Source organism: Bacillus sp. PK3-067 (assembly GCF_056738645.1).
Window position 1 is genome coordinate 538,813 of record NZ_CP096490.1, and the last position, 21,235, is coordinate 560,047.

General features: G+C 33.9%; 14 protein-coding genes and 2 pseudogenes. 14 read left to right on the forward strand and 2 right to left on the reverse strand.

Annotation, left to right across the window (positions count from 1 at the left end; all coding sequences use genetic code 11):
* Positions 1-125 precede the first annotated feature (125 nt).
* From yhbH to M1D73_RS02865, 3 genes are all read left to right on the forward strand, one after another.
* Complete coding sequence (gene yhbH, locus M1D73_RS02855) at positions 126-1,301, forward strand: sporulation protein YhbH (protein ID WP_000503517.1); 1,176 nt, start codon at positions 126-128, stop codon at positions 1,299-1,301.
* Positions 1,302-1,429: 128 nt separating this feature from the next.
* Positions 1,430-4,180: a leucine-rich repeat domain-containing protein gene (locus tag M1D73_RS02860; protein ID WP_098213010.1), complete on the forward strand. Its 2,751-nt coding sequence runs from the start codon at positions 1,430-1,432 to the stop codon at positions 4,178-4,180.
* Between the two features lie 156 nt (positions 4,181-4,336).
* Positions 4,337-5,200, forward strand: a complete 864-nt coding sequence (locus tag M1D73_RS02865) for a GNAT family N-acetyltransferase (protein WP_000289531.1) — start codon at positions 4,337-4,339, stop codon at positions 5,198-5,200.
* Positions 5,201-5,301: 101 nt separating this feature from the next.
* Here M1D73_RS02865 and opuD read toward each other — a convergent pair whose 3' ends face one another.
* Entirely contained in the window at positions 5,302-6,852 is a 1,551-nt protein-coding gene (gene opuD / locus M1D73_RS02870) for a glycine betaine transporter OpuD (protein WP_086401951.1), read from the reverse strand.
* Between the two features lie 245 nt (positions 6,853-7,097).
* On the opposite strand from opuD, the gene colA reads away from it, so the two are divergent.
* The 7 genes and pseudogenes from colA to M1D73_RS02905 all read left to right on the forward strand — a co-directional run bounded on the left by colA (position 7,098) and on the right by M1D73_RS02905 (position 17,056).
* Complete coding sequence (gene colA, locus M1D73_RS02875) at positions 7,098-9,995, forward strand: collagenase ColA (RefSeq protein WP_001036408.1); 2,898 nt, start codon at positions 7,098-7,100, stop codon at positions 9,993-9,995.
* 246 nt (positions 9,996-10,241) lie between these two features.
* Positions 10,242-10,790: an NfeD family protein gene (locus M1D73_RS02880; protein WP_000242444.1), complete on the forward strand. Its 549-nt coding sequence runs from the start codon at positions 10,242-10,244 to the stop codon at positions 10,788-10,790.
* Positions 10,791-10,802: 12 nt separating this feature from the next.
* Positions 10,803-12,377 carry a flotillin family protein gene (locus M1D73_RS02885; protein WP_000155021.1) on the forward strand — a complete coding sequence of 525 codons (1,575 nt, stop codon included), beginning with the start codon at positions 10,803-10,805 and terminating at the stop codon, positions 12,375-12,377.
* A gap of 248 nt (positions 12,378-12,625) precedes the next feature.
* Positions 12,626-13,612, forward strand: a pseudogene (locus M1D73_RS02890) (cache domain-containing protein); the annotation flags it as partial.
* Positions 13,613-13,741: 129 nt separating this feature from the next.
* Positions 13,742-14,602: a methyl-accepting chemotaxis protein gene (locus M1D73_RS02895; RefSeq protein ID WP_370622813.1), complete on the forward strand. Its 861-nt coding sequence runs from the start codon at positions 13,742-13,744 to the stop codon at positions 14,600-14,602.
* 151 nt (positions 14,603-14,753) lie between these two features.
* Positions 14,754-16,361 carry an ATP-binding protein gene (locus tag M1D73_RS02900; protein WP_002025277.1) on the forward strand — a complete coding sequence of 536 codons (1,608 nt, stop codon included), beginning with the start codon at positions 14,754-14,756 and terminating at the stop codon, positions 16,359-16,361.
* 2 nt (positions 16,362-16,363) lie between these two features.
* A complete protein-coding gene (locus tag M1D73_RS02905) occupies positions 16,364-17,056 on the forward strand; it encodes a response regulator (protein ID WP_000503461.1) in 693 nt (230 codons plus the stop codon).
* Positions 17,057-17,102: 46 nt separating this feature from the next.
* On the opposite strand, the gene M1D73_RS02910 is transcribed toward M1D73_RS02905, so the two are convergent.
* Entirely contained in the window at positions 17,103-18,407 is a 1,305-nt protein-coding gene (locus M1D73_RS02910; RefSeq protein ID WP_086401954.1) for a CitMHS family transporter, read from the reverse strand.
* 254 nt (positions 18,408-18,661) lie between these two features.
* Here M1D73_RS02910 and M1D73_RS02915 point away from each other — a divergent pair, with 254 nt between their 5' ends.
* The 4 genes and pseudogenes from M1D73_RS02915 to M1D73_RS02930 form a co-directional block, all read left to right on the forward strand.
* Positions 18,662-18,916 carry a hypothetical protein gene (locus M1D73_RS02915; protein WP_000857376.1) on the forward strand — a complete coding sequence of 85 codons (255 nt, stop codon included), beginning with the start codon at positions 18,662-18,664 and terminating at the stop codon, positions 18,914-18,916.
* Between the two features lie 135 nt (positions 18,917-19,051).
* Complete coding sequence (locus tag M1D73_RS02920; protein WP_000865665.1) at positions 19,052-19,555, forward strand: nitrous oxide reductase accessory protein NosL; 504 nt, start codon at positions 19,052-19,054, stop codon at positions 19,553-19,555.
* A gap of 286 nt (positions 19,556-19,841) precedes the next feature.
* Positions 19,842-20,711 carry an ankyrin repeat domain-containing protein gene (locus M1D73_RS02925; RefSeq protein WP_000287336.1) on the forward strand — a complete coding sequence of 290 codons (870 nt, stop codon included), beginning with the start codon at positions 19,842-19,844 and terminating at the stop codon, positions 20,709-20,711.
* Positions 20,712-20,853: 142 nt separating this feature from the next.
* Positions 20,854-21,129 (forward strand): annotated as a pseudogene (locus tag M1D73_RS02930) (GNAT family N-acetyltransferase); the annotation flags it as partial.
* Positions 21,130-21,235 lie beyond the last annotated feature (106 nt).

Consider the following 21,235-nt stretch of genomic DNA (forward strand, 5'->3'; position numbering starts at 1 on the left):
TAAATGTTTATGGGATGATTTTCTGTGGGCAGTTACCTTTCAAACATTCTAGCTTGCACATTACAGAACAAAATTTATAGATTGCTGTTCATACAGGAAGACAATTACAGTAAGGAGGGAAAGGAATGGGCGAAGAAAATCAACCAAATTATACGATTTCACAGGAAAACTGGTCCCTCCATCGCAAAGGATATGACGACCAACAGCGCCATCAAGAAAAAGTACAAGAGGCAATTAAGAATAATTTACCCGATCTTGTAACAGAAGAAAGTATAGTTATGTCTAATGGCAAGGATGTTGTAAAAATACCAATTCGTTCTCTAGATGAATATAAGATTAGATACAATTATGATAAAAATAAACATGTTGGGCAAGGAAACGGTGACAGCAAAGTTGGTGATGTCGTTGCGAGAGATGGATCAGGTGGTCAAAAACAAAAAGGGCCAGGAAAAGGGCAAGGAGCAGGAGATGCAGCTGGGGAAGATTACTATGAAGCTGAAGTCTCTATTTTAGAATTAGAGCAAGCGTTTTTCAGAGAGTTAGAACTGCCTAATTTAAAGAGAAAAGAAATGGATGAAAACCGGATTGAACATGTTGAATTTAATGACATTAGAAAAACAGGATTATGGGGAAATATCGATAAGAAACGAACAATGATATCCGCATATAAACGAAATGCGATGGGTGGTAAAGCATCTTTTCATCCAATTCATCAAGAAGACTTAAAGTTCCGCACTTGGAATGAAGTATTAAAGCCAGATTCAAAAGCTGTTGTATTAGCGATGATGGATACGAGTGGATCGATGGGAATATGGGAGAAATATATGGCACGTAGCTTCTTTTTCTGGATGACAAGATTTTTACGCACAAAGTATGAAACAGTTGATATTGAATTTATTGCTCATCATACAGAAGCGAAAGTCGTTACAGAAGAAGAATTTTTCTCAAAAGGAGAAAGTGGCGGAACAATATGTTCTTCCGTATATAAAAAAGCATTAGAACTTATCGATAATAAATATTCACCTGACCGCTATAATATTTATCCATTCCATTTTTCAGATGGTGATAATTTAACATCAGATAATGCTAGATGTGTAAAACTTGTTGAAGAGCTAATGAAGAAGTGTAATATGTTTGGGTATGGGGAAGTGAATCAGTACAACCGCCACAGTACACTCATGTCAGCCTATAAAAATATTAAAGATGAAAACTTTAGATACTATATTTTAAAGCAAAAAGCAGACGTATTTCATGCGATGAAAAGCTTTTTTAGAGAAGAATCAGGTGAGAAAATGGCATAACCTCTTTTAAAGAGGTTCTTTTTTTGTAAACTTTTTATTTTTTAAGTTGACAATGATAATGAAAATCATTATCATTTATTCGAGAAATGATTACATTTTGAATTATATATTTCGGAGGAGATGTAAAGTTGAAACAAAATAAAAGAAAACGTATAAATGCAATGATTATAGCGGCGGCGTTATCACTTCCGTTTGCTGTGTATTCAACACCTGCTTTAGCGGCAGTAGCAATTGAGGCGAATAAAACTGGACAAGGTTTAGAAGATGGTACATATGACGCTGTTATTAAAGCGTATAAAGATAAAACGAATGAAGAGTCTATGGCAGCTGTTTATATAAAGGATCCGAAATTAACAATTGAGAATGGAAAGAAAATTGTAACAGCAACGTTAAGTGATAGTGATTTCTTTCAATACTTGAAGACAGAGGATATTCACACTCCAGGTGTGTTTCATGATGTGAAAGTAATATCAGAAGACAAAAAGAAAAATGGAACGAAAGTGATTCAGTTTGAAGTAGGGGAATTAGGAAAAAGGTATAATATGCGAATGCATATTTATATTCCAACAATGGCCTATGACAATAAGTACCAAGTACAGTTTGAAGTAAATACATTGAATTTAGATAAAGATGTTCCAGAAGCACAAAAGGAAAATAAAGAGGATAAAGTGGATCAACAAGATGCAAATGTAATAGTAGATAAGCAATTACAAAGGCATATTAATAAATATAACTTGAATAGAGAGAATCTAGATGATCCAATAACTAAGGAAGATTTATTAAAAGTTAAATCCTTAATAGTCGTTGAAGCTAAAAGTAAAGGAATAAAAGACGTAAGTGGTCTAGAATATATGACGAACTTAGAAAACTTAACGTTGGAAGAAGTTAAGTTAAAAAATATAAAATTTATCTCGGACTTGAGACAATTGAAATCATTAAGTATAACCTATGGTGAACTTGAAGATATTGGACCTTTGGCTACGTTAGAGCATATTGAGTTTTTAACTTTGAGAAACAATAAAATCTCAGATTTAAGCCCATTAAGCCAAATGAAGAAGATTAAAATGCTAGATTTAAATAGTAATTATATAAAAGATATTAAACCATTATTTACAGTGAAATCTTTAAGGACTTTGACGGTAGCAAATAATCAAATTAGTAATGCAGGTCTTGAAGGAGTTCACCAATTAAAGAATTTAAAGACATTTGAAATAAGCAATAATGGATTGAGTAATGTTGAACATATTAATGGGATGAATAAATTAATTGAATTAGGGCTTTCCAAAAATGAATTAGTAGATCTTACGCCATTATCAAAATTGTCAGGGTTACAGAAATTAAATCTAGAAGAAAACTATATTTCAGATATAACGCCACTTAGTCAATTAACAGGTTTATATGATTTAAAACTAGGTTCAAATGAAATTCGTGATGTTAGACCAGTTCAAGAATTAGGAAAAAGAATGTATATCGATATTCAAAGACAAAAAATTTTTTTAGATGATGTAGAAAAAGATAAGGAAGTTAAAATACCTATTTATAATTTACAAGGAGAGGCACTTGATACTATTCAATTGAAGAGTGAAGAGGGGATCGTTAATAATGGTTCTGTTAAATGGGGGACTACCGGTGAAAAAACATATGAATTTATGTTGGATATAAATCCAGAAGAGAATCGTATTAAGTTTAATGGAACAGTAATTCAAAATGTTGTTGAAAGATTAGACGAAATCAAGGAAACAATAAAAGAGAATAATGAACAAAAGGAAAATGTAATTCTCGATAAAACTTTACAACAACATATTAATAAAGAGAATTTAGGTAGAGAGAATGTAAACGCTCCTATCACAAAAGAAGATTTATTACAGATTAAAAAATTAGAGATACTTAAAGAAAAAGGAAATGAGATAAAAGATATAACAGGTTTAGAATACATGACGAATTTAGAAAAACTTACTTTAGAAGGAGTAGGCCTGAAAAATATTGAGTTCATCTCAAACTTGAAACAATTGAATAATGTGAATATATCTCATAATCAAATTGAAGATATAACACCACTATCTTCATTGGAAAATTTACAGTGGTTAAATCTTGCGGACAATCATATTAAAGATGTAACGGTTATTGGTTCCATGCTAAACTTATTTAGCTTAAATCTAGCTGGGAATGAGATTCGTGATGTAAGGCCGTTAATACAATTAGGTCAGTGGTTTACAATTGATGTTGGAAGACAAAATATCATTTTAAATGATGCAAAAATAAACGAAGAAATTCAAGTTCCTGTATATGATTTAGAAGGAGAAAGTATTGAAAATATTCAATTGGCAAGTGAGGGAGGGACGTTTAATAACGGAGTAATAAAATGGAATACCCTAGGTGAAAAGGTGTATAAATTTGATTTAGATTCTGATGAAATTAGCATCAGGTTTAACGGAACAGTTATACAGAATATAGTGGAAAAAGAAGAAGTAAAAGAACCGGTAAAAGAAGTTGAAGAAACAAAAGAAGAAGTGAAAGAACCGGTAAAAGAAGTAAAAGAGGAAGTAAAAGAGCCAACGAAAGAAGTTGAAGAAGCGAAAGAGGAAGTGGACGAGCCAACAACAGGAGTTGAAGGATCGAAAGCGGAGGTAAAAGAAACAGGAAAAGAAATTGAAGGTTCAAAAGACACGGTAAATCAATCAGCAGTAGTCCAAGAACAAAACGTGAATAATCAAGTTGTGAAAGAAAATAAACCAGCTGTTAATAAGCAAGAAGAAAGTAAGAAATCATTAGGAGCAACAGGTGGACAAGAGAATACATCAACATTACTTTCAGGCATAGCGTTAGTTCTTTCAGCACTGAGTATGTTTGTATTTAGAAAGAGATTATTTAAGAAATAAAAAACGTTTTATCTTATTATAACGTAAGATGATTATATGAGTTTTTGAGAAGACATTATCATGGCGATTTCATTTTGAAATATGCTTATGGTGATGTCTTTTTTAGAAGGATATAAATGGAAAAGGTGTGAATATATTAGTGAAGGAGGAGAGGTTATGTATGTCAGTTCTATTTTGAAAATTGAAGAGGTGGCAGCATTTATTGCGAATATGAATAAAGATGCTACTCATCATGTTGGCTATTGTGGAGATGAGAAAGAGGAGTTGTTACAGACAATTATTCATGATTTTTCAGATATAGGCTGGGAACAATCTTTTGTTGCTACTTATGAGAATAATAATTTAATAGGTTTATTAGGATTTGATGTGGATGAAGTAAAGAAATGTGCAGAGATATGGGGGCCGTTTATTATCGCAGAGAATTGGGAAGAAGTTGCTTTACATATGTGGAAGGAACTTATAGAAAAGGTGCCTTTTCATATTGAGAGATTTTATGGTTTTTATCATGTGGAAAATAATAATTGTGCCCGTTTAATGAGGAATTTACATGCAAAAGAACAAGGTCGACATAGTATTCTCGTTTTAAATAATATTGTGGAGCACCGTATTATATGTAATGTAGAAGAGGCTTTACCACAAGTGTTTGAGCAGTTTATCGCTTTACACAATCATGTGTTTTCTAATACGTATTATGACGGAAACGAAATTATTGAACGTTTAAGTAATACGAATAAATTATTTGTAAGTATGAAGAATGATAAGTTAGAAGGTTATGTATATGTGGAAGTAAATCCAGAGTTTCAAGAAGCGAATATCGAATTTATTGCAACCGCTGAAAATAGTAGAAGAAAAGGTGTCGGAGAGCGGTTATTACAAAAGGCAATTCAGTATATTATTTCCTTCCAAGGAATGAAGGAGATAGAATTATGTTTGAATACGAATAATGATCGTGCGATGAAATTGTACAAGAAAGTAGGATTTGAGGAGAAGGCATGTTTACAACACTATATAATAGAGTGAAAACCCATTCGTATGAAAATTATATTTCATACGAATGGGTTTTATTAATCTACTTTTCCCTCAGTTGTTACGGATTCAGAAGTAATTTGAGGTGCTAATCGTTACATAACCTTTTTTATTTTTTGAGATACTTCTTTTGTTTGCAAATTAACATCTTCTTTTCGCAGCTCCTTAAAGAGCGAAATGACCATAAGAACGACTACGATAGAAAATGGTAGTGCTGCGATGATAGCTGCGATTTGTAGTGCATTTAATCCTCCAGCTTGTAATAAAATAGCGGCAATTATCGCGATTGTTAACCCCCATATAAGTTTTAAACTATTTTTCGGTGATAAGCTTCCGTTACTCGTTTGCATTGAAACAACAAATGTTGCTGAATCGGCAGAAGTAACGAAAAATGTGGCTACTAAAATTAACCCGATAATCGTTAAAAATGTAGAGAATGATAGATGTGAAATAACAGCAAATAATCCAATCTCTGTACCATTTTTTGCAATTTCATCAGCTATTCCAAGCGATTGGAACATTTCCATATGAATTGCGGTACCACCAAATACTGCAAACCAAAATGTACAGATAAGGGTTGGGACTAATACAACTCCAAAAATAAATTCTTTTATTGTGCGTCCTTTAGAAATACGAGCGATGAATGTACCGACGAATGGAGACCAAGAGATCCACCATCCCCAATAGAAAATAGTCCAGTTTTCAATCCAAGCAGAAGATTTTTCATTAAATGCTCCTAAATTTAATCCCATACTAGGTAAAGCTCCAATATAAGAACCGAGTGTAGATGTGAAATATTTCATAATAAATACAGTTGGTCCTAAAAATAAGAAAGAGATGAGTAAAATACCTGCAAGAGAGAAATTCAAGTTACTCAAATATTTAATCCCACGATCTAAGCCAGTTTGTGCACTTGTTAAATATAAAACAGCGAAGGTAGCTATAAGTACGAGCTGGGTAAGTAAAGTGTTATGAATGGAAGGGAATAAATAGCTTAATCCTCCAGCAATTTGTTGAGCACCAATCCCAACAGATGGTACAATGCCAAACACTGTGGCTAAAACAGCTAAAATATCAACTGTTTTTCCGATACGAGAATTTTTCGATCGATTAAATAATGGAGTAACTGTAGCCCCGATAGTGCTACCTTTTTGTTTGCGGAATGTGAAATATGCAATTGTTAAAGCGACCATTGCGTATAGTGACCACGGAAAGAGTCCCCAGTGGAAAAATGAATATTGCATAGCGAGTTTGGCGCTTTCTTCTGTACCTGCTTTTCCTGTTAACGGATCTGTAAAATGTGAAATCGGTTCAGCGATTCCATAAAAGAGGAGTCCAATTCCCATTCCTGCCCCAAACAACATGGATAGCCAAGATGGATAATTATATTTTGGCTTTTCTCCATCTTTACCGAGACGAATAGAACCGTACTTGGAAAATGCTAAATAAGCAGCCAAAATAATCATTGTAGTCATAAGTAGAGAGTAAAACCATCCAAATTTATTGAGGATAAATGAGTTTAAAGAAGATGTAACACTTTGTAAATCGTAGCCTTGTATCCAACTTGCTGGGGTAATTCCCCATATAATGAATAATGTTGTTAGCAAGAAGGAGATATAAAATACACTGTTTTCTTTTTTTATCATAGAATCCCACCCTTATTTAATAAAGTTAACAATTATAATAATCATAACAATTAAGTTTTTAATTGTCAAAAAATTCCCTTTTATAATGTGAAAGGATGCAATTTGTTTTAGGGAGGTAAAGAGCAATGCGTTCACGATATGTACAAATTATAGGAAGAAATAATATGAAATATTGCATTTTATATTGTTACATCCAGATTTTATGTTAAATTCTTGAATGGAATATTAAAATAGGGGGTCAGGATATGAACAAGAAATCAAAGATCAATAAAGTGATGCTTAGCATTAGTACAATGGCTTTATCGTTAGGCGCACTTCAAACTCATGCAGCAGCGGAAGAAAAAGTACCGTATAACGTGTTAAAAACGAAACCGGTTGGAATTGAAAAGTCGGTAGATGAAGTTGGACATATTTCAAAAGTTGATGAAACTTTATCATTTCAAGAACGTTTAAAAGTAGGAGATTTTTCACAGCGACCAGCATCTATTACGAAGAAAACTGCAGTAAAGCAGGTTAAAGAAAGCTATTCAATGGCTGATTTAAACAAAATGAATGACCAAGAATTAGTTGAAACGTTAGGCAGTATTAAATGGCACCAAATTACAGACTTATTCCAGTTTAATGAAGATGCAAAGGCTTTTTATAAAGATAAAGGAAAAATGCAAGTCATTATAGATGAATTAGCTCATAGAGGTAGTACATTTACGAAAGATGATTCAAAAGGAATTCAAACGTTTACTGAAGTGCTGCGTTCAGCTTTTTATCTTGCATTTTATAATAGTGAATTAAGCGACTTAAATGAAAGAAGCTTCCAGGATAAATGTTTACCTGCTTTAAAAGCAATCGCAAAAAATCCAAACTTTAAGCTTGGTACAGTTGAACAAGATACAGTCGTATCTGCATACGGTAAATTAATTAGTAATGCTTCAAGCGATGTTGAAACGGTTCAATACGCATCGAATATTTTAAAGCAATACAATGATAATTATACTACTTATGTAAATGATCGAATGAAGGGACAAGCAATATACGATATTATGCAAGGTATTGACTATGATATACAGTCGTACTTAACTGAGGCTCGTAAAGAAGCGAATGAAACGATGTGGTATGGAAAAGTAGATGGGTTTATTAATGAAATAAATCGTATTGCTCTTCTAAATGAAGTAACGTCAGAAAATAAATGGCTCGTTAATAATGGAATTTATTTTGCTAGCCGTTTAGGGAAGTTTCATAGCAATCCAAATAAAGGATTAGAGGTTGTTACACAAGCAATGCATATGTACCCGCGCTTAAGTGAACCGTATTTTGTTGCGGTAGAACAAATTACAACAAATTATAATGGTAAAGATTATAGCGGGAATACAGTAGATTTAGAGAAAATACGTAAAGAAGGAAAAGAGCAATACTTACCAAAAACATATACATTCGACGATGGATCAATTGTGTTCAAAACAGGAGATAAAGTATCAGAAGAAAAAATTAAGAGACTATATTGGGCTGCTAAGGAAGTAAAGGCACAGTATCACCGTGTAATTGGAAATGACAAAGCGTTAGAGCCAGGAAATGCGGATGATGTATTAACGATCGTAATTTATAATAGTCCAGATGAATATCAGTTAAATAGACAATTGTATGGATATGAAACAAACAACGGTGGAATTTATATTGAAGAGACAGGTACATTCTTTACATATGAGCGTACACCAGAGCAAAGTATTTATAGTTTAGAAGAGTTATTCCGTCATGAATTTACTCATTATCTGCAAGGGAGATATGAAGTTCCTGGTTTATTTGGAAGAGGAGATATGTATCAAAATGAAAGGCTAACTTGGTTCCAAGAAGGAAATGCAGAGTTTTTCGCAGGATCTACTCGTACGAATAACGTTGTACCAAGAAAGAGTATAATTAGCGGATTATCATCTGATCCTGCAAGCCGTTATACAGCAGAGCGTACACTATTTGCTAAATACGGTTCTTGGGATTTCTATAATTACTCGTTCGCATTGCAGTCTTACTTATATACGCATCAGTTTGAAACATTTGATAAAATTCAAGATTTGATTCGTGCGAATGACGTGAAAAATTATGATGCATATCGTGAAAATCTAAGTAAAGATCCTAAGTTAAATAAAGAGTATCAAGAGTATATGCAGCAGTTAATTGATAATCAAGATAAATATAATGTACCGGAAGTAGCAGATGATTATTTAGCTGAACATGCACCGAAATCGTTAACTGAAGTGAAAAAAGAAATTAGTGATACGTTGCCTATGAATGATACAAAAATGACAAAACATAATTCTCAATTCTTTAATACATTTACATTAGAAGGTACGTATACAGGTAGTGTCACAAAAGGTGAATCAGAAGATTGGAAAGCAATGAGTAAAAGAGTAAATGAATCTTTAGAACAATTGGCGCAAAAAGAATGGAGTGGCTACAAAACTGTTACAGCATACTTCGTCAATTATCGTGTGAATAGCTCAAATGAATTTGAATATGATGTAGTCTTCCATGGAATCGCAAAAGATGATGGAGAAAATAAAGCTCCAACGGTTAATATAAATGGCCCTTATAGCGGTCTTGTAAAAGAAGGAATTCAATTTAAAAGTGATGGCTCAAACGATGAAGATGGAAAAATTGTTTCTTATTTATGGGAATTTGGAGATGGAAGCACAAGTGCAGAAGTGAATCCAGTACATGTATATGAAAGAGAAGGTTCTTATAAAGTATCTTTAAGAGTAAAAGATGATAAGGGAAAAGAGAGCAGAAGCGAAACAACTGTTACGATTAAAGATGGAAGTTTAACAGAATCAGAACCAAATAATCGTCCAGAGGAAGCAAATCGTATCGGGCTAAATAGTACGATAAAAGGTAGTCTTATTGGCGGGGACCACACTGATGTTTATACATTTAATGTAGCATCAGCGAAAGATATCGACATTTCTGTTTTAAATGAGTATGGAATTGGGATGACATGGGTACTTCACCATGAATCAGATATGCAAAATTATGCAGCTTACGGTCAAGCTAATGGGAATCATATAGAAGCAAAATTTAATGCAAAACCAGGTAAGTATTACTTGTATGTATATAAATATGATAATGGCGATGGAACATACGAATTGTCAGTAAAATAAGTGATTTTCCAATGTATGTTTAACTTTACTTTTTGTGGAAAATAGTATATTATATAGATATATAATATATCGGTTATTTTCTAGGAGGAGCCTGTCACAATAGGTTTCTCCTGTTCTTTTTTAGGGGCCTGTTTTACAGGCTTTTCTTTAAAGAGTAAATAACTGAAAATTAAGAACTATAATCTTTGAAAGAGGTGGGGCATACACATAACAAAAAAGGGATTGTTTAAGAAAGGGGGATAAGAAATGGTCTTGTTTGGTTATCCACTTGAAACAATTTATTTATATGGATTTATTATTGCTACTATACTCACTGTTATTTATATCTTCTTTGGAGATATATTTGAATCGATATTTAGTTTTGGGGGCGGATCTGTATCCGTTGTTACTTTATTACTTAGTTTCTTCGCCATGTTATGTGGGCTTAGTTATATAGGAGAGTACTTATTTTCCTTTAATAGTATTACTATTTTCGGGGCTGCATTTGCTATATCTTTTATCGGTGTTTTCATCATGAAAATACTAATTTTAAAACCGATTGCAGAAGCAGAACAAAATACGATGCAACGTATGGATGAATTTATCGGTTGCAAAGGAGAAGTCATTACGACAATTCCTACAGAAGGATTTGGTGAAGTATTAATTTTATCCCAATTTGGAAGTAATGCAATCCCAGCTAAAACTGTTGGAAAAAAAGATATTTCGCAAGGAACAGAGGTTATTATCGAGGGAGTCCAAGATGGTGTTTTACTTGTACAAAACATCGCTTATTCTTTAAAAAAACCAAAATTATAAGGGGGAATTTACATGACGATTCCATTAATTATCGGTGGAGTTTTACTGGCAATTTTAATTCTACTCATTTTAGTATTCATTACGAAGTATCGTACGGTTGGTCCAGATGAAGCGTTAATTGTTACAGGGAACTGGCTTGGTGGAGGAAAGAATGTTGTTACCACTGATGATGGAAAGAAGATTAAGATTATCCGCGGGGGCGGTACTTTCGTAGTTCCAATTATGCAAAGAGCAGAGCCTTTAAGCCTATTAAACTACAAATTAGAAGTTGGTACACGTGATACGTATACGAAGCAAGGTGTTCCAGTTACAGTAAATGGTGTTTCTATTATTAAAGTAGGTTCTACAATTGAAGAAGTATCTACTGCAGCTGAGCAATATTTAGGAAAAGAAACAGAAGAGTTAAAAGTAGAAGCAAAAGAGGTTTTAGAAGGTCACTTACGTGCAATCTTATCTTCTATGACAGTAGAGGATGCGTATAGTAATAGAGAGCAATTTGCTCAAAAGGTACATGAAGTAGCTTCTACAGATTTAAAGAAGATGGGACTTCGCATTGTTTCTTTCACAATTAAAGAAATAATGGATAAAAACGGATACTTAGATGCGCTTGGTCAGCCGCAAATTGCGACAGTTAAGCGTGATGCAACAATTGCAAATGCAGAGCGTGAAAAAGAAGCACGTATTGAAAAAGCACGTGCTGAAAAAGAGGCAAAAGAAGCAGAATATCAACGTGATGCACAAATCGCTGAAGCTGAAAAACATAAAGAATTAAAAGTACAGTCCTATAAGAGAGAACAAGAGCAAGCACGTGCAGATGCGGATCTTTCTTACGAATTACAACAAGCGAAAGCACAACAAGGTGTTACAGAAGAGCAAATGCGCGTTAAAATCATTGAGCGTGAAAAGCAAATCGAGTTAGAAGAAAAAGAGATTGCGCGTCGTGAAAAGCAATACGATGCAGAAGTTAAGAAAAAAGCAGATGCAGATCGTTATGCTGTTGAGCAATCAGCAGAAGCAGAAAAAGTAAAACAAATTAAAAAGGCAGATGCGGATCAATATAAGATTGAAGCTGAAGCGAGAGCTCGTGCGGAAGAAGTACGTGTGGAAGGTTTAGCGAAGGCGGAAATCGAAAAAGCGCAAGGTCAAGCGAAAGCGGAAGTACAAAAAGCGCAAGGTACAGCAGAAGCAGATGTTATTAGATTAAAAGGTTTAGCAGAAGCAGAAGCGAAACAAAAAATTGCTGAAGCATTTGAATTATATGGTCAAGCGGCAATTATGGATATGGTTCTTAAAATGCTTCCAAGTTATGCGAAGGAAGTTGCAAGTCCGCTTAGTAATATTGATAAAATCACAGTTGTCGATACAGGCGGCGGTGGTAAAAATAGCGGGGCCGGAAAAGTTGCGGGCTATGCGACTGATTTAATGGCAACGATGCAAGAAACGTTAAAGGCTTCTTCTGGAATTGACTTAAAAGAGCTATTAGAAGGATTTGCAGGAAAAGGAGCAGTGCAACAATTATCAAGTGATAAACCTGTTGTATCTGTAGTAGAAGATAAGAAAAAAGAAGTAGAAAAAGATAAAGAATAATAAGGTGGAAAGAACCTCTAGTAAGTGAAATACTAGAGGTTCTCCTATGAATTATAATATTTCGAATAATATACATTTTTATACATTGTTTTAATTATTTAATTTATATAGAATGAAAAAGATATGTATCAATTCTTTAGATGTATAAAAAGATAGAGAGTCTCATTGATACATTTAAATCGTATTATTTTTATAGAAAGATTAAATGTTAATTAATTACATTTAAAACGGTATGGAGGGGTAGAAGTATGTTTCAAGGGAAATTAAGGAGTAGTAGTTTAAAAACAAAGTTACTTGTATCATTTATTATTATTTTAATTCTTCCAAGTATTGTAATTGGTTGGACGTCTTATCAACAGGCGAAGACGAATTTTAATGAAACGATTTTAAACTCGGCGAAAGATAATATAAAAATTTTGGATAATGTAATTAATAAAGAATTGGATAGTAAAAAAGTAGATGCAACTTATTTTACGAAATTATTCACACAATCAAGTTACCAAGCAGATCAAATTCAAAACATACAAAATAAACTAGAAGAATACAATAAACTGCATCCAGAAATGGAAGCAATCTATACAGGATCTAGTAATGGACAGTTCATTCAATCACCAGCTATTCAGATGCCAGATGGATATAATCCTACAGAAAGAGATTGGTATAAAGAGGCCGTGAAGAAAAGTGGAGAGGTAATTGTAACTGCTCCATATAAGTCAAAAACGACAGGGAATATTGTTATTACACTAGCAAAACAAAACGAGGATAAAAGTGGAGTTCTTGGGATTGACTTAATCATTAATAATATTGTTACTACTTCCAAGATGGTTAATATTGGTAAGGAAGGATATGTAGCGATATTTGATCAAGATAAAAATGTAGTAGCGCACCCGAAAATGAAGCCAGGAGAGAAATTAGAAGAGAAACTTAGTAAAGAATTGTATAAACAGGAAGCTGGGGATTTTCATTATTCATTAGATGGTGAAGATCGCAATATCACTTTTAAAACGAATAAGAAAACTGGGTGGAAAATAGCAGGAATTATGCCTTCCAAAGAAATTATCGAAGCGGCTGAACCTATTTTCTATAAAACAGTAACTGTTCTTGGAATTTCACTAATAATCGGTGGGATTGTAATTTACTTCATAATTGCGTCTATTATTAAACCGTTAAAACAACTTGTCATATCATCGAAGAAGATTAGTGAAGGTGATTTAACAGAATCAATTACAGTTCATTCTAAAGATGAAATTGGACAGCTAGGAGAAAGTTTTAACGAGATGGCTGCATCGTTACAAAGTGTCATTTCCAATATAAACACTTCAGCAAGTCATGTAGCGGCATCTTCAGAAGAATTAACAGCTAGTATGAAGCAGACAAGCGAAGCGACGGAACAAATTACACAGGCGATAGAGCAAGTATCAAGTGGTGCAGAAATACAAACGAAAGAAGTTGAAGAAGGAGCAACATTGTTAGAAGAAGTTACAGAAGGAATTCAGCGTGTTGCAGATAGTTCTTCATTAGTATCTACAGCCTCTATGTATACGAAGAAAAAAGCTGAAAATGGTGGGAAGTTAGTTGAACAAACTGTGAATCAAATGCAATTAATTCATGAGTCTGTTTCACAGTCAGACAAAATCATTGGTTTGTTAGACGATAAGTCGAAACAAATTGGAGCAATCCTTGAAGTGATTCAACATATTGCAGAACAGACAAATTTATTAGCGTTAAATGCGGCAATTGAGGCTGCGAGAGCTGGAGAGCAAGGAAGAGGATTTGCAATTGTAGCAGATGAAGTGCGAAAGCTAGCAGAACAATCAGGACAGTCTTCTACGGAAATTGGGAAACTAGTGAAAGAGATTCAATTTGATATAAAAGAAACAGTAAGCTCTATGAATCAAGTTGGAGCAGAAGTACAATCAGGACTTGTAGTTGCAAATGAAACGAAGCAAAGCTTTGCCGAAATATTGAAGTCTACAAATGATACAGTTGTACAAATTGATAGCATGGTAGATGTAGCAAAACAAATGACGGTAGATGCAAAACAAGTAAGTGCATCTATTAATGAAATTGCAGCCACAATTGAAGAAAATGCAGCAAGCGTTCAAAATATTGCTGGTTCTTCAGAAGAACAATTAGCTTCAGTAGATGAAATAAATGCAGCAGCAGTCCATTTATCACAAATGGCAGAAGAATTACAAGAGATGATTAGTAAGTTTAAAGTGTAATAACAAATATTAAGAAACGAGGTAATAATTTTACTTCGTTTCTTTTTTTATGAAGAGAAAAAGAAAGAAATATAGAGTAACCGTGTTATGATTAAGTATAATTAAAGAGACTGTATATTCTTTAAATTCTATCTTTAATCATGTTAGGGGAATGGTTTTGAAATTAAAAAAATTAAAACTCCAACCGAGAATTACATTAACTATTAGTACACTTATTTTAGTGGTACTTCTGCTAACGAGTTATTTATTTTATTACATATTATCTGAAACGGTAGAAGAGCAAATTGGGAAACGGGCTTTGCATGTTGCGAAAACAGTTGCCGCGATACCAGAAATTCAGGAAGCTTTTCAAAAAGAAAATCCAGCTTCTATTATTCAGCCAATCGCAGAAAAAATTCGAATGGATACAGAGGCTGACTTCATTGTAGTTGGAAACAAAGAGGGGATTCGTTATGCGCATCCTGAGCGAGATAAAATAGGAGAAAAAATGGTTGGCGGAGATAATAAAGGCGTTTTATTAGAAGGAAAATCATATGTTTCGAAAGCAACTGGATCATTAGGCCCTTCATTACGCGGAAAAGTTCCAATCCGTAATCAGGAAAATGAAATCATTGGCGTGGTGTCTGTTGGATTTTCAATGGCTGATATTCATGGAGCGGTAGAAGTGTATGGAAAGCGTGTATTTTGGATTACAATAATAGGGCTATTAATTGGAGTAATCGGCTCTATATATTTAGCGGCAAGTATAAAAAGAATGATGTTCGGGATGGAACCAGAAGAAATTTCATCTTTATATGAAGAGCATAGTACAGTGATTCAATCTGTACGTGAAGGGATTATTGTAATCGATAAAAATGGCATGATTAGTTTAGTCAATCAAGCAGCTTATGATATTCTTTCGCTAGATAAACAACAAAATATTATTGGGGAATTTATTTTAAATGTAATTCCTAATTCAACGATACTAGATGTACTTCAAACTGGTGAAGAACAGTTTGATCGCCAATTAAATATAAAAGGACAGGCTGTTATTGCGAACCGTCTACCTATTAAAGTAAAGAATAAAGTAACTGGCGTTGTATCGAGCTTACGTTTGAAATCTGAAATGGATCAGTTAACAGCAGAATTATCTCAGACGAAGCAATATACAGAGGCATTACGAGCGCAAGCGCACGAATATAACAATTTATTGTATACGCTTTCAGGTCTTATCCAATTAGAATCATACGAAGATGCTTTAGAGCTTATTCATAAGGAAACAGCGGTATATCAAGATTTTGTTCAATTTATTATGAAGCGGATTCAAAATCCATGGCTAGGTGGAATTTTAATTGGATTTTATAATAGAGCACGAGAGTTGAAGATTGATTTTATGCTAGATAGAGAAAGTGGTTTAGAAAAATTAAGTCCACATATTGAGAGTAATTATGTCGTTTCTATTTTAGGAAATTTAATTACGAATGCATTTGAAGCAATTGAAAAAAATGAAGAGAATGATAAGAAAGTAAGGATGTTTGTAACTGATATTGGAGAAGAAATATTAATTGAAGTGGAAGATTCAGGGCAAGGGATTCATGATGAAATAATTACTAGCATATTCTATAAAGGCTTTTCGACGAAAGAAGGAGGAGAGCGAGGATATGGATTAGCAAAAGTGAAAGAGTTAGTAGAAGATTTAAATGGAAGTATTGCAATTGAAAAAGGGGATTTAGGTGGTGCGTTATTTATTATTGCACTACCGAAAGAGAGAGGCGAATAGTAATGGGTGAGGAGATTGAAGTATTAATTGTAGAAGATGATATTCGGATTGCTGACATTCATCGTCGTTTTACTGAGAAAATTGAGGGATTTAAAGTAATTGGAACGGCAACGACTGGAGAACAAGCGAAAGAATGGCTAGAGCTTGTGAAGCCACAGCTTGTTTTATTAGATGTGTACTTACCTGATATGCAAGGAACGGAACTTGTCACATATATTAGGCATCATTTGCACGATACAGATATTATTATGATTACAGCGGCATCGGAAACAGATGTAGTGAGGCACGCCCTGCGGGGCGGAGTAACAGATTATATCGTAAAGCCACTAATGTTTGACCGATTTAAAGCAAGTCTGGAAGGCTATCAAAAAAAGATTATACAGTTAAAGAAAAATAATCAATTATCTACGGAGCAAATTGAATATTTATGGTCTCAAAGAGGGGTGAAGGGAGATCAAATAGAATATGCCCCGAAAGGGATAGATCCTTTAACTTTAGCGAAAATAAAAAAGCATATGTTAACAGTTAATGAAGAAGGGATTACAGCAGAGGTGCTAAGTTCAATGGTAGGCGTAAGCCGATCAACTGCAAGGCGTTATTTAGAGTATTTGATATCTGGGAAGAAAGTCCACGCAGAGCTAATATATGGAAGTGTTGGGAGACCCGAGAGACGTTATTTTCTTGTTTCTTCATAATAAAAAACAGTAGAGGATTTTATTCCTTCTACTGTTTTTTTGCATCTTATATTGGAATAATCCCAATTACAATTCCGGTAATTAACATAACCATTGTCGTTCCAACGGCCCACAATAAAGTGAAGCGTTGATGTTCACCGAAATCAACTTTTGCCATTCCGACCAATAAATAAGTGGAAGCGACAAGAGGACTTAATAAGTGAACGGGTTGCCCAAGTAAGGAAGCACGTCCCATTTCAGCTGCACTAATTCCGTAAGTAGCAGCAGCTTTCGTCAAAATAGGTAATACCCCGAAGTAAAATGCATCATTAGACATGAAAAATGTGAATGGCATACTGAGAAGTGCTGTAATAATTGGCAATTGTGGTCCAAGTGCATCTGGTATAAGAGTTACTACACTGTTAGCCATTGCATCTACCATTTTTGTTCCAGATAAAATACCAGTGAAAATACCGGCAGCAAATACGAGAGAAACAACTGCTAATACATTCCCAGCATGAGAAGCAATACGTTCTTTCTGTTGCTCTAAGTTTGGATAGTTAATCATAACAGCGATAGCAAAAGCGACTGTAAATAAAACAGGTAATGGCATAACTTCTAGTATGAGACAGACAAGTAATGTGGCGGTTAATAAAAAGTTAATCCATAGAAGTTTAGGGCGTTTATGCACTGCTGCTTCGACAGTTGCAGCTTGCTCATCCATTGTTTGCATTTGTTTTAAATACTGTACATCCATAATTCCTAAACGTTTTCTTTCTTTTTGTCCAAGATAGTAGGCAACGAAAACAACCCAAATTGCACCAGCAATCATTCCTGGAATAAGAGGTGTAAATAATTCGGAAGCCTCAAGTCCAAGTGCGCTCATAACACGAGCTGTGGGTCCACCCCAAGGTGTAAGATTTGTTACCCCTGCCCCTAACATAACAACTCCAGCTAATATGAGGGGGTTCATTCCAAGGCGCTTATATAGTGGATACATTGCGGAAACTGTAATCATGTATGTTGTTGTACCATCACCATCTAGAGAAACGATAATAGTCAATATAGCCGTTCCGACAACGATTTTTAAAGGATCTCCTTTTACAAATTTTAAAATCTTACTAATGACAGGATCGAATAAACCGCTATCAATCATAATCCCAAAATATAAAATAGCGAACATAAGCATAATACCAGTAGGTGCTAATTTTTGGATCCCCTCTAACATCATAGGTCCCATATCGGCATAGAATCCGCCAATTAATGCAAAAACACTCGGAATTAATATTAATGCTACTAGCGCTGACATACGTTTCGTCATAATTAAAAACATAAAGACAAATACCATCGCAAATCCAAGTAGTGCTAACATGTAATTTCCCCCTCAAAAGAATGATTGCGCTTTCAAAATAGAATAAAAATTCAGAAAAAGGTTTTTTATTTATAATAAAAGCATCTATTCAAATGGTAAATAATTTGAAAAATAACATCATTAGAAGCATAATTTTTATTTTGTTCATTTTGTTCACGGTAGTTAATTTGAATTTTTAAAAAGTAAGCTGCTTCTCGTAAGAATGGTAGAATAAGATGAAAATAGTGAAGTGTGAAATAGGGAGTAGATGTTATATGAAAACGAGAATTGAAGAGATTTATAGCTCTTATGAAGGAAAAGTAGAGGAGATTTTTATTAATGAATCTTCTTACGTATATGAATGGGAAAAATTACTGATGATCCGAAAAAATGACGGTGAGCTTAAAAAAATTGCAGTCGGGATTAGTGGAAATATAAGATTGGTAAATGTAGAAGTTGGACAGGAAATTAGTGCGGATACATTATTAGTTAAATTAGAAGATGATTTGTTAATTACAGGTTGCGAGTGATGAGAGATGTGTAGAAATAACTACACATCTTTTTTTGTTTCCTATATTACAAAAAGCACATTGTTTTTTCACAAATCTCACACAACCTTTTGGTATTATTTTCGTGGAGTATACGGTTTCTAGGGAGGAATATTGATGAAAGTAAAATATGTCGTACTTGCTATATGTTTATGTTTCGTATTTACGGTAGTCGGGTGTGGGAAAAAGGAAACAGCAGCTGTTGCCATTGATGAGAAACATGATAAATGTGATATTTGCCAAATTGGGGTAACAGATAATCAATTTGCAACAGAAATTATTTTAGAAAATGGAAAAGCGTTAAAGTTTGATGATATCGGTTGTATGTATAAATGGATGGAGATCAACTCAGATGAAAAGACGAAAGAGAAATTTGTCCGAGATTATGATTCGAAAGATTGGATTTCGTTAGAAGACGCTACTTACGTATATGATAAAACAATAACGACACCGATGGCTTATAATGTCATTTCATTTAAAAATAAAAAAGATGCAGAGAGCTTTGTATCTAACTATAAGGGGAAAGTTCTTTCGTATAAAGAGCTAGCAGAGCATAAATGGGAAATGAATAAAGAGATGATGGGGAAACCGAAAGCAGGAAATCATGGTGGACATCATTAATAGAAAAAGACAACTATGTAGTTGTCTTTTTCTATTATTACTCAGGTGCAAATATAGAAAAGGTGTAAAATTTTTAGCAGAACGGTTACAATGGAATATAGTAACCTAAAGCAATCATTTATGTACTTTTTAGAAATGTATACAAATGCGGTAAAAACGTGCTAAACTAATTGCTTCATAATGTTAATGATGGGGCCATCAGGCGTATCATTTCAATAGGTTGAGAAACATAGTATAAGCTTAAGATAATCCGATTAAAGAAGGAATCTAAAGGGCTTATGGATAAATGTACTCAAGAAGAGTTATTGTATGTGATGGAGGAATGGTTAAGAAAACATTATCTTTCATAGGAGCTGTAGTTGTGAGAAAACAAAAAATTTTATTATGTATTTTATTAGGACTTTTAATGACGGTAGTGGCTTGCGATAAGCAAGAAGAACCAGAATCGAAACCGGTTCATGTGAAAAATGAGAAGAAAAAAGAGAAGCATAAAGAACAGGAAGAATCTAAAGAAGAGAAAAGTATAAATTTAATGGACAAACAGTTGTTACTTTCAGCTACTCTTGGAGACACAGAGACAGCTATGAAGTTGATTCAGGATGGAGCGAATATAAACGTAGAAGGTGACAACGGAGAAACGCCTGTCCTTGCAGCGACGTACCAAAATCATGTAGAGACAGTTAAAGCATTAATTGGTGCAGGTGCTAATATTGAAATTAAAGATGAGAAAAAAAGTAATCCACTTCTTTATGCAAGTAGAGAAGGATATACGGATATTGTAAAAGTATTAATTAATGCAGGAGTTAATACGAAAGAAACGACTAGGTCAGGTGGGACAGCACTTATTTCTGCATCTGAGCGTGGCCATGTAGAGGTTGTTAAAGAATTATTAGAGCATACAGATATTGATGTGAATTATAAAAATGAACGTGGTGGAACAGCGTTATTAGAAGCAATTGTATTAGGAAATGGTAGTGAAAACCATAAGAAAGTAATTCAATTACTTATTGATCACGGTGCAGATGTAAACATGGCTAACAAGGAACATCTGACGCCACTGCAATACGCTGAAAAAAGAGGTTTTAAAGATATTGTAAATATGTTGAGGGTAGCTGGAGCGAATGAAGTAGTACAGCCACAACAACCAGTAGAGTAAAAAACGAAAAATAATCCCATTTAGATAGACAGAATGAAGAAATCAGTTAGTATGATGGATTCAGTAATGTGTATTTGAATGGGATTTTTATTTTGAACATGAAAAATAGATTATGAATGGATGGTAAATGGAGTAAATAAGGAGGCAACCTTATTTGGCAATTGTAAAAAATGAAAAAGTAGTTTCTGTTTGTTGCAGTGCCAGAAGTACGCCCGTAGCTGCTGAGGCAAGTGTGGAAACTTTAGCGGAGTTTCAAGGGAACGGATATGGTACTGATGTTGTTACAGCCTGGGCCATATCAATACAAGAGAAAAGGCGCATTCCACTTTATAGTACTGCTTGGGATAACTTTAGTTTGCAAGCAGTGGCAAGCAAACTAAAAATCATTAACTATGGAATGAATTTACATATTGATTGAATTTTAAGTATTGTTTCGTTCTATTTATTTATATTTTAATATCTAGATTAATGTAAATAATGATATGGTGAATATTAACATTCGATTAACACCTAATTAACAATCT